Below are 15532 nucleotides of genomic sequence, written 5' to 3'. Positions count from 1 at the left end.
CGACAGGCAAAGCCCCAGGCCGGATCGGCGAGGGGCTTTGCAGGTGCACACTGTCAGTTGAACAAGCCGTAGAAGAATAGACGGATGCTATCCCACATGCGACGGAAGATACCACCCTCCTCGACAGCGTCCAGGGCGATCAGGTCAGCGCTGTGCACCACCTTGTCGTCCAGTTTCACTTCGACTTTACCGATCACGTCGCCCTTGGCGATTGGCGCAACCAGTTGCGGGTTCATGGTCATGCTGGCGGCGAGCTTTTTCAGCTGGCCTTTTGGCAGGGTCATGGTCAGGTCTTCAGCTAGGCCGGCCTTGACTTGATTGGTGCTGCCCTTCCAGACAGGCGCCTGAGCCAGCTCGGCACCTTTCTGATAGAAGGTCTGGGTTTCGAAGAAACGGAAACCGTAGGTCAGCAACTTCTGGGTCTCGGAGGCGCGAGCCACTTCGCTGTTGGTGCCGAACACCACGGCGATCAGGCGCATGCCGTCACGTACAGCCGAAGACACCATGCAATAGCCTGCTTCGTCGGTGTGACCGGTTTTCAGACCGTCGACAGTCTTGTCGCGCCACAGCAGCAGGTTGCGGTTAGGTTGCTTGATGCCGTTCCAGAAGAACTCTTTCTGCGAGTAGATCGCATAGTGAGCCGGGTCTTCGTGGATGATCGCGCGAGCCAGCACAGCCATGTCGTGAGCCGACGAGTAGTGCTCAGGGTTCGGCAGACCGGTCGGGTTCATGAAGTGGGTGTTGGTCATGCCCAGGTCGGCCACGGTTTTGTTCATCAGGTCGGCGAAAGCATCTTCGCTGCCGGCGATGTGCTCGGAAAGCGCAACACTGGCGTCGTTACCCGACTGAATGATGATGCCGTGCAGCAGATCGCTGACAGTGACCTGCGAGCCGACCTTGATGAACATCCGCGAACCGCCGGTACGCCAGGCGTTTTCGCTGACGGTCACCGGATCGTTTTCACCGATCTGGCCACGACGGATTTCCAGCGTAGCGATGTACGCGGTCATCAGTTTGGTCAGGCTGGCCGGAGGCAGACGCTGGTCACCGTTGTTCTCGACCAGCACATTGCCGCTGCTGGCATCCATGAGCACATAGGCTTTAGCCGCCAATTGTGGTGGCGATGGCATCATCTCGACCGCGAAAGCGGCTGGCGAGAGGAGTAGCGGGACTAGCAGGAACAGGCGTTTGGCAAAGGTGGTGATGTTCATCCGTCTCTCGAAATCGCTAATGGAAACTGCCCAAGGGCAAAACTAATCAGATGACCTTCTAACGGGCCATCGCGTGTTCAGTTGCTCAACTCAGTAACCCTTGCCGGGCTTTTGTTCTTCAACGAGCCAACAACCCGGTTCGCCCCCCAAACTGCAAGCGAACCATCAATCAAGTACTACGTCTTACTCGGCGGTGACCAGGCTCGGCGAACCGAGATTGGCCAGACGCACGCTGTTCTGCACCTGCTGGATTTCACCCGGCGAACCGATCGGCCCCAGACGCACCCGATGCAGCGTCTGTTGATTGCGCACGATCGAGCTGATGAACACCGGAGCGCTCACCATCCCGCTGAGCTTCGATCTCAGGAGTTCTGCAGCGTCCGGGTTGGCGAACGCGCCCACCTGCAGATACTGGCCAGAGGCTGGTACAGAAGCGTTTTTTTTTGCATCAAGCTGAACGGGCACAACGGCCGCAGCATGCTGCTGCGGCGGTGGCGTCCATTGCTCGACGGTACCGGCCGATGCGGTAATCGTCGGCGCGGCATTTTGCGCTACTTGTGGCTCGTTGAGCATCAAAGGCGCCGGACGGCCTTTCTGTGCCCACCACTGTTGCGGATCGATGCCTTCAACCTTGACCCGCGCCGTACCGATTTCTGCATAACCAAGCTTTTTGGCGGCAGCGTAGGACAAGTCAATGATTCGGTCCGAGTAGAACGGCCCACGGTCATTGACCCGCAGGATCACGCTCTTGTTGTTGTCCAGGTTGGTCACCCGGACGTAACTCGGCAGTGGCAAAGTCTTGTGCGCGGCGCTCATGCCGTACAGGTCATACACTTCGCCGTTGGCGGTGTTCTGGCCGTGAAACTTGGTGCCGTACCACGACGCGGTGCCCGAGGCGACATAGGTCTTGGAGTCTTGCAGCGGGAAGTAGGTCTTGCCCAGCACTGTATAAGGGTTGGCCTTGTAAGGGCCGGAGTGCAGGGTCGGTGTGGCATCCGGAATGCGCGACACGTCGACGTCCCACCACGGCGCGCCGTCCTTGTGAGCCCGGTTGATGTCCAGGCCTGGCGTGGCGCGGATGGCGGTCGAAGACTTTTGCGTCGGCGCGCGGCTGGTCGAACAACTGGCAAGCAGCACCGCCAATGCGGCAAATGCCATCAGCTTCAGGGGTTTACTCATAGGCAATGCCCGCATTACTTGACGCCCCGTGCTTGGACAAGCTGTTCAGACAGTTGATGTACCGCCATGGCGTACATCACGCTGCGGTTATAACGCGTGATTGCGTAAAAATTCTTCAGGCCCATCCAGTATTCGGAGCCATTATCGCCTTCCAGGCGGAAAGCCGTAACCGGCATATCATCGCGCAGCGCATCATGACTCGACCAGCCCAAGGCTCGCAACTCCCCGACCGTTTTAGTCGGCTCGATGCCCGTCGTCAAACCTTCGTCCACTTGCTCGCCACGAACATCGGCGCGACTGACCACCGGTTCGCCGGCAACCCAGCCGTGTAGCTTGAAATAACTGGCGACGCTGCCAATGGCATCGTCCGGATTGGTCCAGATATTTATGTGGCCATCACCGTCGAAGTCCACTGCATAAGCGCGGAAACTGCTCGGCATGAACTGCGGCAAGCCCATTGCCCCGGCGTAGGAGCCTTTGAGGGTCAATGGGTCGACCTGTTCTTCCCGGGCCAGCAACAGGAACTCACGCAATTCCTTGCGGAAGAATTCGGCACGGGGAGGATAGTCGAAACCCAGGGTCGACAAGGCGTCGATCACCCGGAAATTTCCGGTATTGCGACCGAAAAAGGTCTCAACGCCGATAATCGAAACGATGACCTGGGCCGGCACACCGTATTCCTTCTCGGCACGCGCCAGTACGGCCTCGTGTTGACGCCAGAAGTCCACGCCACGGGCGATGCGCGCGTCGGTGATGAACATCGGGCGGTATTCGTTCCACTGCTTGACGCGTTCGGCGGGTTTCGAGATCGCGTCAAGAATCGACTGCTTGCGCTCGGCTTCGCGGAACACGCCCATCAGCTGTTCACCAGCAAAACCGTAGTCGCGGGTCATTTCACCGACGAATTCGGCCACCTGGGGTGAGCCTTCGTAATCGCCGGCCAGCGCGTCCTGCGCTGTGCCAAGGATGCTTACCAGGCCGACCCACGGCGCGTATCGAGTCGCCCAGCCATGCACTACTTGCATTGAAATCTTCACCTTATTCAAACCTGTGCGATCCACTTACGATGGGTATGGATCGACATCAAAACCCCAAACGCTGACATTAGTGTCACTAGCGAAGTTCCTCCGTAGCTAATGAACGGCAACGGCACCCCCACAACCGGCAACAGGCCACTGACCATACCGATGTTGACGAAAACGTAAACAAAAAACGTCATGGTCAGGCTGCCAGCGAGCAATTTGCCGAACAATGTCTGGGCCTGGGCGGTAATGACCAGTCCACGACCGATCAACAACAGGTAAATCAGCAGCAGGGCGCAAATGCCCACCAGGCCGAACTCTTCGCCCAGCACCGCAATAATGAAGTCGGTGTGGCTTTCCGGCAGGAAGTCCAGGTGCGACTGGGTGCCGAGCAGCCAGCCCTTGCCGAACACACCGCCGGAACCGATGGCGGCCTTGGACTGAATGATGTTCCAGCCAGTGCCCAATGGATCACTTTCCGGATCGAGGAACGTCAGGATTCGCTGCTTCTGGTAGTCGTGCATGATGAAGAACCACATCGCCACGGCCACCGGCACCGCAGCGGCAATCACGCTGAGGATCCAGCGCCAGCGCAGGCCACCCATGAACAAGACGAAAGCGCCGCCGGCCAGGATCAGCAGCGAGGTGCCGAGGTCGGGCTGACGCACGATAAGAATAAAGGGCAACCCGATCAGAAACAGACTGACGGCGACATGCTTGAGTTGCGGCGGCAGCGTGCGCTTGGACAAGTACCAGGCGATGGTTGCCGGCATCAGGATCTTCATGAACTCCGAAGGCTGAAAGCGGATTACCCCGGGGATGTTGATCCAGCGCGTGGCGCCCATGGCGTTGTGGCCCATGACATCCACCACCACCAGCAACAGCACGCCGAGCACATAGCCGATCGGCACCCAGCGAGCCATGAAGCGCGGTTCGAACTGGGCGATGACGATCATGGACACCAGCCCGATACCGAACGAGGTGGCTTGCTTGGCCAGCAAATCCCAGCTCTTGCCACTGGCCGAATACAGCACGAACAGGCTGCCGGCGGCGAGGGTCAGCAGCAGTATCAACAACGGGCCATCGATGTGCAGACGTTGCAACAGCGTGGCACGACGACGCATCACATCCTCACTGGAGAGCATGCGATCAAAATTATTCATCACTGGCTGTAGCCTCTGCACTGATAGGGCTGGCGTACTCGGCTTTCAGTCGGCCGTCCTGGTCCAGGAGCCAGGCGTCCATGACTTGACGCACCACAGGCGCCGCGACGCCGGAACCGGACTCGCCGTTCTCGACCATCACTGACACTACGATTTGCGGGTTATCGGCCGGCGCGAAACCGACGAACAAGGCGTGGTCGCGATGGCGCTCCTGAACCTTGGAACGGTCGTACTTCTCGCCCTGCTTGATCGCGACCACCTGGGCCGTACCACTTTTACCGGCGATGCGGTATTGCGCGCCGATCGATGCCTTGCGCGCGGTCCCCCGGGCGCCATGCATCACTTGCTGCATGCCGTGGTTGACCTTGGTCCAGTCGGACGGGTCACGTAAAATGATGTCCGGCATCGGATTTTCATCCTTGGGCTTCACGCCTTCGACAGTCTTGGCCAGGTGGGGACGGTTCCAGACTCCTTTGTTGGCGACCAGCGCCGTCGCCTGGGCCAGTTGCAGCGGCGTCGACTGCATGTAGCCCTGACCAATCCCCAGAATCAGCGTTTCGCCCGGGAACCAGGCTTGACGACGGGTCGCTCGTTTCCACTCGCGGGACGGCATCAACCCCGGCGATTCTTCGAACATGTCCAAAGACACCTTCTGGCCGATACCGAATTTACCCAGGTACGACGACAAGCGATCGATCCCCAGCTTGTGGGCCAGGTCATAGAAGTAGGTGTCATTGGAACGCATGATGGCCGTGTCCAGGTCGACGTAGCCGTCACCGGTACGGTTCCAGTTGCGGTACTTGTGATCGTAGTTGGGCAGCATGTAGTAACCGGGGTCGAAAACCCGGGTCGATGCCGTCACCACCCCCGAATCCAGACCGGCGATGGCCACCGCGGGCTTGATCGTCGAGCCCGGGGGATACAGGCCACGCAACACGCGGTTGAACAGCGGGCGGTCGATGGAATCGCGCAGCTCGGAATAGGCTTTGAAGCTGATGCCGGTGACAAACAGGTTCGGATCGAAGCTCGGCTGGCTGACCATCGCCAACACTTCGCCGGTTTTCGGGTCCAGTGCAACGACAGCGCCTCGGCGCCCGCCGAGCGCGGCTTCGGCGGCCTCCTGCAATTTGATGTCCAGGCTCAGGACGATGTCCTTGCCGGAAATCGGCTCGGTACGTTTGAGCACTCGCAGCACGCGGCCACGGGCGTTGGTCTCGACTTCTTCGTAACCGACCTGACCGTGCAACTCCGGCTCGTAGAAGCGCTCGATGCCGGTTTTGCCGATTTGATGGGTGCCGCTGTAACTCACCGGATCAAGAGACTTGAGTTCTTTCTCGTTGATCCGCCCCATGTACCCCACCGAGTGCGCAAAGTGCGCACCCTGCGGATAGTGCCGAACCAGTTGCGCAACCACTTCCACGCCAGGCAGACGGAACTGATTGACCGCAATCCGGGCGATCTGCTCTTCGGTCAGCTCGAACAGGATCGGCACCGGCTCGAACGGCCGACGCCCCTGACGCATGCGCTTCTCGAAGATCACCCGGTCCTCGGGCGTCAGTTCCAGCACTTCGACAATCACATCGAGCACTTGCTGCCAGTCGCCGGAACGCTCGCGGGTCATGCTCAGGCTGAAGCTGGGCCGGTTATCGGCCACCACTACGCCATTGCGGTCGAAGATCAGCCCGCGCGTCGGTGGAATCGGCTGCACATGGACACGGTTGTTTTCCGACAGAGTCGAGTGGTACTCGTACTGAATCACCTGGAGGAAATACAGCCGCGCGATCAGCACACAGATCAGCGTCACCACCGCAATTGCCCCGAACACGACGCGACCACGCACCAGACGGGCGTCTTTTTCGTGGTCCTTGATGCGGATCGGCTGGGACATGAGGGCAGAACTACTTGTGGTAAGGGTGGCCGGACAGCACTGTCCAGGCACGATACAGCTGTTCGCCGATCAGAATCCGCACCAGCGGGTGCGGCAACGTCAACGGCGATAACGACCAGCGCTGATCAGCCCGCGCACAGACTTCCGGCGCCAGCCCTTCGGGGCCGCCGACCATGAAGTTGACCGTGCGCGAGTCCAGCCGCCAGCGATCGAGTTCGACCGCCAGTTGCTCGGTGCTCCAGGGCTTGCCGTGGACTTCGAGGGTCACAACGCGCTCGTTCGGCCCGACCTTGGCCAGCATGGCTTCGCCTTCCTGACGGATAAAGCGCGCCACGTCGGCGTTCTTGCCACGGGTATTGAGCGGTATTTCCACCAGTTCCAGCGCCAGCTCGGACGGAAGGCGCTTGGCATATTCATGCCAGCCTTCTTCCACCCATTTGGGCATGCGAGAACCGACGGCGATCAGTCGCAGTCGCACAGCGGTCCCTTATTGCTGGTCTTTGTTGAGCTTGATGAAGTGCTCATGGGTGTTTTCCGGGCTGTGGTGAGCAGCGTTCAGAGCACGGCTCTGTTCAGCACCGGACCACAGGCGCTCCAGGTCGTAAAACTGACGGGCCGAAGCGGTCATCATGTGCACGATGACATCGTCCATATCCAACAGGACCCAGTCGCTGTCGCCCTTGCCTTCTTCACCCAGCGGCTTGACGCCTTGGGCTTTGACGGCTTCGCGGACCTTGTCCAGCATCGCGCCGATCTGGCGGTTGGACGTACCGGTAGCGATGATCATGAAGTCAGTGATGCTCTGCTTTTCACGAACGTCGATGACCTGAATGTCCTGGGCCTTGACGTCTTCCAGGGCTGCCACGGCAACCTTGACCAGTTCTTCGCCGCGCAGCTCCGGCCCGGTTGGAGCCTCTACTGGCAGCGGAGCGCTCTTGAATGTGCCTTTGCGCTTTACTTTAGTTACGTCTTTGTCAGTCATATAAAACTCGTTTTGCTCGTATGTTCGGGCGCTTCACTGCACGTCATTGCGTGCCTGGAGCATGCCCTCTTTTCAGTTCGACGCACGGTAGAGACCGTGCGCATCGATGTAGGCCAGGACCGCGTCGGGCACCAGGAAACGTACCGACTTACCGCTGGCCAGCAGTTGACGGATCTGGGTGGCGGATACCGCGAGCGGCGTCTGCCAGACGAATGCAATCTGTCCGCTCGGCCCTTTGAGGGCCAGCGGGTCGCTCACCGAGCGTGCCGCCAACAGATTGCGCAAGGCATCCGGCGGTTCGCTGTCGGCATCCGGGCGTTGCAGCACCAGGATGTGGCAATGCTGGAGTAACTCTTCCCAGCGATGCCAAGTGGGCAGGCCGCAAAATGCGTCCCAGCCCAAAAGTAGAAAAACCTGGTCAGAGGCGGCCAGTTCGGCACGCATCAGTTCCAGGGTATCGATAGTGTAGGACGGTTTGTCGCGCTGTAACTCCCGCGCGTCCACCACCAACGGCGCCACACCGGCCACCGCGCATTCAACCATTGCCAGCCGATCCTGCGCCGACACCTGCGGCGTACCGCGATGAGGCGGCCTGGCACTCGGCGTCAGGCGTAATTCATCCAGCGCCAGCGATTCGGCGACTTCCAGCGCACCGCGCAAATGGCCGATGTGTACCGGGTCGAAAGTCCCGCCCAGTACGCCAATGCGGCGAGGTTGCGGCTCGCCGGCGGTCACTTGGGCTGTCGGGTCAAGGTCGCCCAACTCAGACCGACGCCTGACCGCGTAACTGACCATCACCGACCACGATGTACTTCTCGCAGGTCAGCCCTTCGAGGCCCACCGGGCCGCGGGCGTGCAGCTTATCAGTAGAAATGCCAATCTCGGCACCCAATCCGTATTCAAAGCCATCGGCGAAACAGGTCGGCGTATTGATCATCACCGACGAAGAATCGACTTGCGCCACAAAACGCCGGGTGTCTGCGAGGTTTTCGCTGACGATCGAATCAGTGTGGTGGGAGCCGTACTTGTTAATGTGCTCGATGGCCTGGTCCAGTCCGTCGACCACGCGGATCGACAGAATCGGTGCCAGGTACTCGGTGGTCCAGTCTTCTTCAGTGGCCAGCGCTGCGTCGATGATCGCTCGCGTGCGTTCGCAACCGCGCAGTTCGACGCCTTTTTCGCGGAACTGTGCAGCCATCGACGGCAGGAAATCCCTGGCAACGGCTTGATCCACCAGCAGCGTTTCCATCGCGCCGCAGATGCCATAACGGTAAGTCTTGGCGTTGAAAGCGATGCGCTGGGCTTTGGGCAAATCGGCGTGGGCACTGACATACACGTGGCAGATGCCGTCCAGGTGCTTGATCACCGGCACGCGCGCATCGCGACTGACCCGCTCGATCAGGCCTCGGCCACCACGGGGCACGATGACGTCGACGTACTCCGGCATGGTAATCAGCGCGCCAACGGCGGCGCGATCAGTGGTTTCGACCACTTGAACCACGGCGGCCGGCAGCTCGGCTTCGGCCAGGCCACGCTGGATGCAGGCAGCGATGGCACGGTTGGAATGAATCGCCTCGGAACCGCCGCGTAGGATGGTTGCGTTACCGGACTTCAGGCACAGGCTGGCAGCGTCGATCGTCACATTGGGCCGGGATTCGTAGATGATCCCGATCACGCCCAACGGCACGCGCATCTTGCCGACCTGAATGCCCGACGGACGGAAGCTCATGTCGCGGATCGCACCGACCGGGTCCGGCAAAGCCGCCACCTGACGCAAGCCGACGATCATGCCGTCGATGCGCTCCGGGGTCAGCGCCAGTCGCTCAAGCAATGCCGGTTCAAGACCATTGGCACGACCAGCCGCCAAATCCAGCTCATTGGCAGCCGTCAGCTCGGCGCGTGCAGCATCCAGCGCATTGGCAGCCGCCTGCAGCGCGCGGTTCTTCTGCGCAGTGCTGGCACAGCCAATGACGCGAGAGGCCTCGCGGGCAGCGCGACCCAGGCGGGTCATGTAGTCAAGAACGGACTCAGTCATGGTCTGGAGAGGTCTTTGCTAAGGTCTTGGTAAAGAGTAAAGCGGCAGATTATAGCTGTCGCGTCCCCCGACTAACAGCGGTGACGGGCGGATGGTCGAAATGGAGGGCAATTTGCCGACGTTCAGCCGTGATTAAGCTGCAAATTGTTATCATCACCGCTCAATCAGCCCTGAATAATGCCGTTCATTATGTCAAACCTGACTGTTAACACGTCCGCCGCGCCCTCTCCCACGGGGCTCCCGGACGCCTTTTTCGACAGAGATGCCCAAACGCTGGCCCGAGATCTACTGGGCAAAATCATCCGCCACCGGGTCGGCGACCTATGGCTCAGTGCCCGCATCATCGAGACCGAAGCTTATTACTGCGAAGAAAAAGGCAGTCACGCCTCCCTTGGCTACACAGAAAAGCGTAAGGCTTTGTTTCTGGATGGCGGCCACATCTATATGTATTACGCCCGTGGTGGCGATTCCCTGAACTTCAGCGCCCAAGGTCCCGGCAACGCGGTTTTGATCAAATCCGCCTATCCATGGGTCGATGAATTGAGCGGGCCGGCGAGTCTGGCGCAGATGCTGCTGAACAATCCCGATGCTCAAGGGCGGCCTCGCCCCTCGCAAAAGCTGTGCGCCGGACAGACATTGCTTTGCAAGTCGCTGGGCCTGAAAGTGCCGGTCTGGGACGCCAAGCGCTTCGATCATGAAGTGCTGCTGGTGGAAAATGTCGGCCCGGCGCCGGCTCACATCATCCAGACCACGCGCCTGGGCATCCCCCAAGGACGCGATGAGCATTTGATGTACCGCTTCGTCGATGCGGCTTACGCACCGTATTGCACGCGCAACCCGCTGCGACGGGGGCAGGTTGAAGGTCGCGATTATTTTTTACTGACTTGATGCTGGAACAACCCCTGCGGGAGCAAATTCGCTCCCACAGGGTTTTACCGTATCTGGAAGATTACGTTCGCCCTGCTGGGGCCAACTGAACATTCAATGGAGTTGTTTTTATGGGCCCATGGCTCGATAGCGTGACCGGTTGGTTGGCGGCTAACCCGCAATGGCTGGCTGCGGCGGTGTTCATAGTGGCCTTTGTGGAGTGCTTGGCGATTGCCGGGCTGATCGTGCCCGGCACGGTATTGCTGTTTGCCGTAGCGGTACTGGCCGGCAGTGGTGCGCTGTCATTGAGCGAAACGCTATTGCTGGGGTTCGTCGCCGGGGTGTTGGGCGATGTCGTCTCCTACTTCATTGGTCGACATTTCCACCAGAACATCCGGCGCCTGCCAGGGTTGCGTCATCACCCGGAATGGATCGCTGGCGCCGAGTCGTATTTCCAGCGCTACGGCATTGCCAGCCTGCTGGTTGGGCGCTTTATCGGCCCGCTACGGCCAATGCTGCCGATGGTCGCCGGGATGTTCGACATGCCCTTCCCGCGCTTCGCCGCCGTCAGCCTGCTGGCCGCCGCGGGCTGGAGCGTTGCCTACCTGCTGCCCGGCTGGGCCACGGGCGCGGCCATCCGCCTGCCATTACCCGACGGGTTCTGGCCCGAGGCCGGGATCGTCGCGGGCAGCATCGCCGTCATGGTGGGGTTGAGCATTACCAGCAGCATGCGTCGCCATCGCAAGGCGACGGTACTGATTAGCGGCATGAGCTTTCTGATTCTGGTGGGACTGTTTATCGGTTACCCGCACCTGACCGCCCTCGATCAAGGCGTGATGACCCTGGTGCAGGAACACCGAAGCCCGATGCTCGATGAAGTGGCCGTCACCTTCACGCTGATCGGCGAGTTCCGCAACATGCTGGTGTTCAGCGCCCTGCTGACCGGTTTGCTGCTGCTCACCCGGCAATGGCGCCAGGCTATCTTCGCTGGCGGCACCCTGCTCTTCACCGCCCTGGGCAATACGTTCACCAAGCAGTTTTTCGCCCGCATCCGCCCGGAAGTGCTGAGCGATCCGTTCACTAGCTACAGCATGCCCAGCGGTCACGCCTCGGGGTCATTCGCCTTGTTCCTGACCCTCGCCGTGCTGGCCGGTCGCGGCCAACCGCCGCGCATGCGCCTGACGTGGTTGCTGCTCGGCTGCTTGCCGGCGCTGGCGATTTCCCTTTCACGGGTGTATCTGGGTGCGCATTGGCCAACGGATGTGCTGGCCGGCGCGATGCTGGCAGCGTGCGTGTGCGCGGCGAGCCTGTGGCTGAGCCAGCGCCAGACGCCGCTCAACCCGATGCCACGCAAGGTCTGGTGGCTGGTATTGCCTCCAATGGTGGCACTGTTCGGGTTCTTTGCATTGCGGTATTTGCCGGCGGCGATGTTGCGGTATGCCTATTGAGTGCAGCTACAAAAACCCGGGCGCAATGCTCGGGTTTTATTGGACGCGACCAGAATTAAAACTCCCACATATTATCGAATTCACTGTTATTCAATAGATCATCTACCGCTCTCAGCATTTTCTTAAACAGTGTTTCTCACAACTTTCAAAAACAATAAACATCCAGCAAAACAAATACCGTCGAAATAGACATAACGCCATGCAATATTCACGACCACTCACGGAGCACTCATTAATTAAAAACAAATCACGAAAGATAAAAAATCATGCCCCTACCCACCACGCCGACAAATAGAAACAACATTGTAAACATCACAGATATATTAACACCCCTCCCCATCACACCCCCGACTGAATCCCGTCACACTACGCAAACTTCAGAAAACAAATCCCCTTTACTAAAACCCAACCTTCAAGATCTCGACGCTTTATTTGGCTCTCTGCGCATCGGGGAGTTTTCAGTTAGTCGCGTAGAACTTCATGCAATGGGTGCCATGATTAACGGCGAACTTATCACCAGCACCAATACTTATTTTGCACTACCTGATCAGGCATTCATCGATTCACTGGAGTTTGATCCTGACAAAGTCGAACACCGTATCAAAGCAGTGCAAGGACACCAGAGCCACATCCCCGCCACTCTGCTTTTCGAAATCGCCACACAACGCTCAACCACCGCAGCTCCCTTGTTAAAAGAGTCAGGCACCTCAACAGGCCCCGTTCAGAAAATCGGTAGTTTGTTGAAATCGACCCAGCGCCTGGACATCCACAAAAATCCATTGCCCGATCAATTGCCTGCCTGGATCGACAGGACCAAGAGTTATGGCATGAGCTCCATGGGCGCCGGTCTTCAGGCATATGGCCTCTACAGCGCGATTATCGGCACAGCGGAAGCGATCAAAAAAGGTCATTGGGGCGAAGCGGCAATTAATGTCGGCGGCGGCACAGCAGAAATCGGCTCGTTGATTATCGAACGCGGCCTGGCGAAAACCGGCGAGGCCATGATTCGCAGCGGAGCAAAAACTTTTGAACATTTCGGCAGAACAACCGTTGGACACGTACTGAGCAAAGGGGCCGGCCTGATGGCCAGCGTGCTGACGCTGCCCTTCGATCTCTACACTGCGATCAAATCGTTCAACGATGCCGCCAATGCCAAGGGAAAAGAAGCGCAGGACCATTACTTCAATGCCGCCCTCAGCCTCACCAGCGCAGGTCTCTCCACAATACTGGGGGGCGCCGCGCTACTCGGCTTCAAAGCTGCCGGCCCCGTGGGTATCGCCGCCGCAGCAATATTGATTGTCGGCGCCAGAATTTATGGTGCCGCACGCACGGTTGACGACATCGACGATTACATCGAATTGAGCATGCATGAGCGCTGGCGGGCGGGCTGGTTTGCCTTTACCGCTCAGAATCAGGACCAAGAGGTCCTGGATCGGTTTGCCGTCGCCAAAACCTACAGCGACTACGCCAAGGCGCTCGATAGCACCGGCACCGAATGGCTCAAAAATGAACTGAAGGACAGTGTCGAAGCGGTGGTGAACGGGCGATTTGAAGTGCAGTTGCAACCTACCCGGCACCATAAGTTTGAATGGGATGAAGCCAGCGGTGAATCCTCCTTTGTGACGGTCAACGTCCCCGTGATCAAAGAGACCGATGACGTCTACGACGCCACCGATGGCCTTCCGACAGGCATTCCCAATGCCCTTGTCGGTGAAACGGGTCCTTCCAAAGGCGTCCTCTGGCAGCTGGGCGGCGGCAACGACAGCATCATAGGCGTTAGAGGCAAACCGAACTACTTCAGCTATTCCTCCGGTATTAAAACGCTGAACGGAGGCGACAAGAACGATTCTTTCCTTTTCCAGTCCGCCGCTCAAAGCCTAAAGAAAGCGCCGCCAACCGGGCAGGTCAATACATTACGAGGCGGAGCCGGCACAGACACGTTATCGCTTCAGGGTAAGCATGTTCCGGTACGCCATGGGCCGGACGACACGATATATGTTGGGTACGACATCAATCTGAAGAGTGGAAAGCTGGGGTTACGTTCAGCGGATATCACTACCGCTCCAGTCCTGCACTCAAACATCCACTCCATCGAAAAGGTCGAAACCCTGGCCGGTGCGCAGAACCTTGTTACGGGTTCCGACGAAGCTGATTACATCATTGCGAACGGCCACGACCGCATCAATGCTGGCGCGGGCGATGATCAGATCGTCGTTCGAGGCAACGACTGCAGCGTCAATGGTGGTAGCGGTGCGGATACCTACTACCTCAACGGCATGACGCATTCGGTATCCATTACAGAAGATGGCGAAGATCTAAGCGTCATACACCTTGGTGTAACGCTTGAGTTTGTCCAGGACTGGCGCATCCGCGAAAACGCACTGGTCATTTCATCCCTGCAAAACGCGGAGTCTTTCCAGCCGGAAAGGCAGCTGGTCATTAATGACGTATATGAAACGCTGACGGACAAACGCTCATTACGAAACCCCAACCTTCTATTTGTCACCGAGGATGGGTACCAACTAAAGGTCGACCTGCCCACCCAGATAAACAGTCTGACCGAGTTGAGCGTCAAGGTCATTGTGGTGGTTATGGGAACACCAAAAACACCGCCCTTCATTGTCAACAGCCGCGTTCAACGAGTGCCCTGCGCCACCCCTTCATCCTACTTTGTAGCCCGTGAGACTTACACAACCGTGTTCTTTGTCGACAAGCCAGGAAGCCATACGCCTAGCGTTTTATACATAGATTTCGACAGTGACGAAATCACAGAGGTCGATGCCATCTACACAGTGACCTCGACGCCTCGAAACAGCTTTAGCTACTTGAGTTATTCAAACACGCATTTCCAGATTTCGTTCAAGAACACAAGCTCACTTCTGATTCACGGTAGTGTTGAAGAGGATCCTGGAAAAAAAACCGATCGGGGCGCGGGCATCATGTCCTCGGGTTGGAAGACCGTCCACCCGTTCACTCTGGTCATGCGCAACGGTAAGTCCTACTGGCTGGACTTCCCTAAAAACGCCTATCTCGATGACAGCAAATATCCAGGGTACAGAGTCGTCGACAGCGCCGCCTCATTGCGTGAAAAACCCGGAAAATACGTGTTCGCCAAACCTACCTTCGATAGACGTCTTTTGAAAGCGGTTGCACAGCGTGTCGAATTCGATTCAGTGGCACACAGCTCGGTTTATTCGCTGGAAGGGCAAGCCTCATCCTACGACCTCTACCCGACCGACAATACATCCCTTCGGCTGTCGACCCCCGGGGCCGCGGCCAAAACCTCCAGCGGCTCGACCTGGAACATTTACACACTTCGCCTTGCAGAGAACATCACTCGGGAAGGGATAAACATTAACAACAACTTCCTGAAAATTGGAAGCGTCCATATTCAACTGCCAAATACCGAAGCGTCTGACATACCGCTGGAAACGATCAACGTTATTGTTTCTTCAGGGAGTCGCTATCGCATCGACCCCTTGTTCGAAGTTTCAGTCCTGCACGCCATTAATGCAAAAAGCTACCCAAGCATTGCCGCTGTTGTATCGGACATCATTAAACACAAACAAAATGACGGCCTTGTCGCCGAGCTGATCAGCATCGAAAACCTTCGAACGAATGACGCCACGCAAGGAAACATTTATTACGACACAGAAATTGACAACTGGACTATCGACACGGACTGGTCACGCAGCTTCAGAGTCGAAGACCTTGAGATTGTGAAATAACCTGGTCCC

Annotated in this window: 12 protein-coding genes; 3 read left to right on the top strand and 9 right to left on the bottom strand. The window is 58.2% G+C overall.

The window, feature by feature from the left end; genetic code table 11:
• Positions 1-53 precede the first annotated feature (53 nt).
• The 9 genes from BLQ41_RS08600 to BLQ41_RS08560 all read right to left on the bottom strand — a co-directional run bounded on the left by BLQ41_RS08600 (position 54) and on the right by BLQ41_RS08560 (position 9480).
• The gene (locus BLQ41_RS08600) at positions 54-1211 is read right to left on the bottom strand and encodes a D-alanyl-D-alanine carboxypeptidase family protein (RefSeq protein WP_090179469.1); all 1158 of its coding nucleotides are present in this window, start codon (positions 1209-1211) and stop codon (positions 54-56) included.
• Positions 1212-1394: 183 nt separating this feature from the next.
• Positions 1395-2405 carry a septal ring lytic transglycosylase RlpA family protein gene (locus BLQ41_RS08595; RefSeq protein ID WP_090179468.1) on the bottom strand — a complete coding sequence of 337 codons (1011 nt, stop codon included), beginning with the start codon at positions 2403-2405 and terminating at the stop codon, positions 1395-1397.
• Positions 2405-3415: a lytic murein transglycosylase B gene (mltB, locus tag BLQ41_RS08590; RefSeq protein ID WP_090179465.1), complete on the bottom strand. Its 1011-nt coding sequence runs from the start codon at positions 3413-3415 to the stop codon at positions 2405-2407. The genes BLQ41_RS08595 and mltB overlap by 1 nt, the downstream gene beginning before the upstream one ends.
• A 17-nt stretch (positions 3416-3432) precedes the next feature.
• The gene (rodA, locus tag BLQ41_RS08585) at positions 3433-4536 is read right to left on the bottom strand and encodes a rod shape-determining protein RodA (RefSeq protein ID WP_167360527.1); all 1104 of its coding nucleotides are present in this window, start codon (positions 4534-4536) and stop codon (positions 3433-3435) included.
• Between the two features lie 31 nt (positions 4537-4567).
• Positions 4568-6463: a penicillin-binding protein 2 gene (mrdA, locus tag BLQ41_RS08580; RefSeq protein WP_090179461.1), complete on the bottom strand. Its 1896-nt coding sequence runs from the start codon at positions 6461-6463 to the stop codon at positions 4568-4570.
• Between the two features lie 10 nt (positions 6464-6473).
• Entirely contained in the window at positions 6474-6941 is a 468-nt protein-coding gene (gene rlmH, locus BLQ41_RS08575; RefSeq protein ID WP_007937439.1) for a 23S rRNA (pseudouridine(1915)-N(3))-methyltransferase RlmH, read from the bottom strand.
• Between the two features lie 9 nt (positions 6942-6950).
• Positions 6951-7445 (bottom strand): ribosome silencing factor, encoded by a 495-nt coding sequence (gene rsfS / locus BLQ41_RS08570; RefSeq protein ID WP_090179458.1) that lies wholly within the window; start codon positions 7443-7445, stop codon positions 6951-6953.
• A gap of 72 nt (positions 7446-7517) precedes the next feature.
• A complete protein-coding gene (gene nadD, locus BLQ41_RS08565; RefSeq protein ID WP_167360472.1) occupies positions 7518-8207 on the bottom strand; it encodes a nicotinate-nucleotide adenylyltransferase in 690 nt (229 codons plus the stop codon).
• Between the two features lies 1 nt (position 8208).
• Positions 8209-9480 carry a glutamate-5-semialdehyde dehydrogenase gene (locus BLQ41_RS08560; RefSeq protein ID WP_090179451.1) on the bottom strand — a complete coding sequence of 424 codons (1272 nt, stop codon included), beginning with the start codon at positions 9478-9480 and terminating at the stop codon, positions 8209-8211.
• 189 nt (positions 9481-9669) lie between these two features.
• On the opposite strand from BLQ41_RS08560, the gene BLQ41_RS08555 reads away from it, so the two are divergent.
• From BLQ41_RS08555 to BLQ41_RS08545, 3 genes are all read left to right on the top strand, one after another.
• Entirely contained in the window at positions 9670-10368 is a 699-nt protein-coding gene (locus BLQ41_RS08555) for a DNA-3-methyladenine glycosylase (RefSeq protein ID WP_408003500.1), read from the top strand.
• A gap of 110 nt (positions 10369-10478) precedes the next feature.
• Entirely contained in the window at positions 10479-11795 is a 1317-nt protein-coding gene (locus BLQ41_RS08550) for a bifunctional DedA family/phosphatase PAP2 family protein (RefSeq protein ID WP_090179445.1), read from the top strand.
• 266 nt (positions 11796-12061) lie between these two features.
• Positions 12062-15523 (top strand): calcium-binding protein, encoded by a 3462-nt coding sequence (locus BLQ41_RS08545; protein WP_231997091.1) that lies wholly within the window; start codon positions 12062-12064, stop codon positions 15521-15523.
• Positions 15524-15532 lie beyond the last annotated feature (9 nt).

Origin of the sequence: Pseudomonas arsenicoxydans (assembly GCF_900103875.1) — a bacterium.
GTDB lineage: Bacteria > Pseudomonadota > Gammaproteobacteria > Pseudomonadales > Pseudomonadaceae > Aquipseudomonas > Aquipseudomonas arsenicoxydans.
This window is presented reverse-complemented; position numbering and strand designations above follow the sequence as displayed.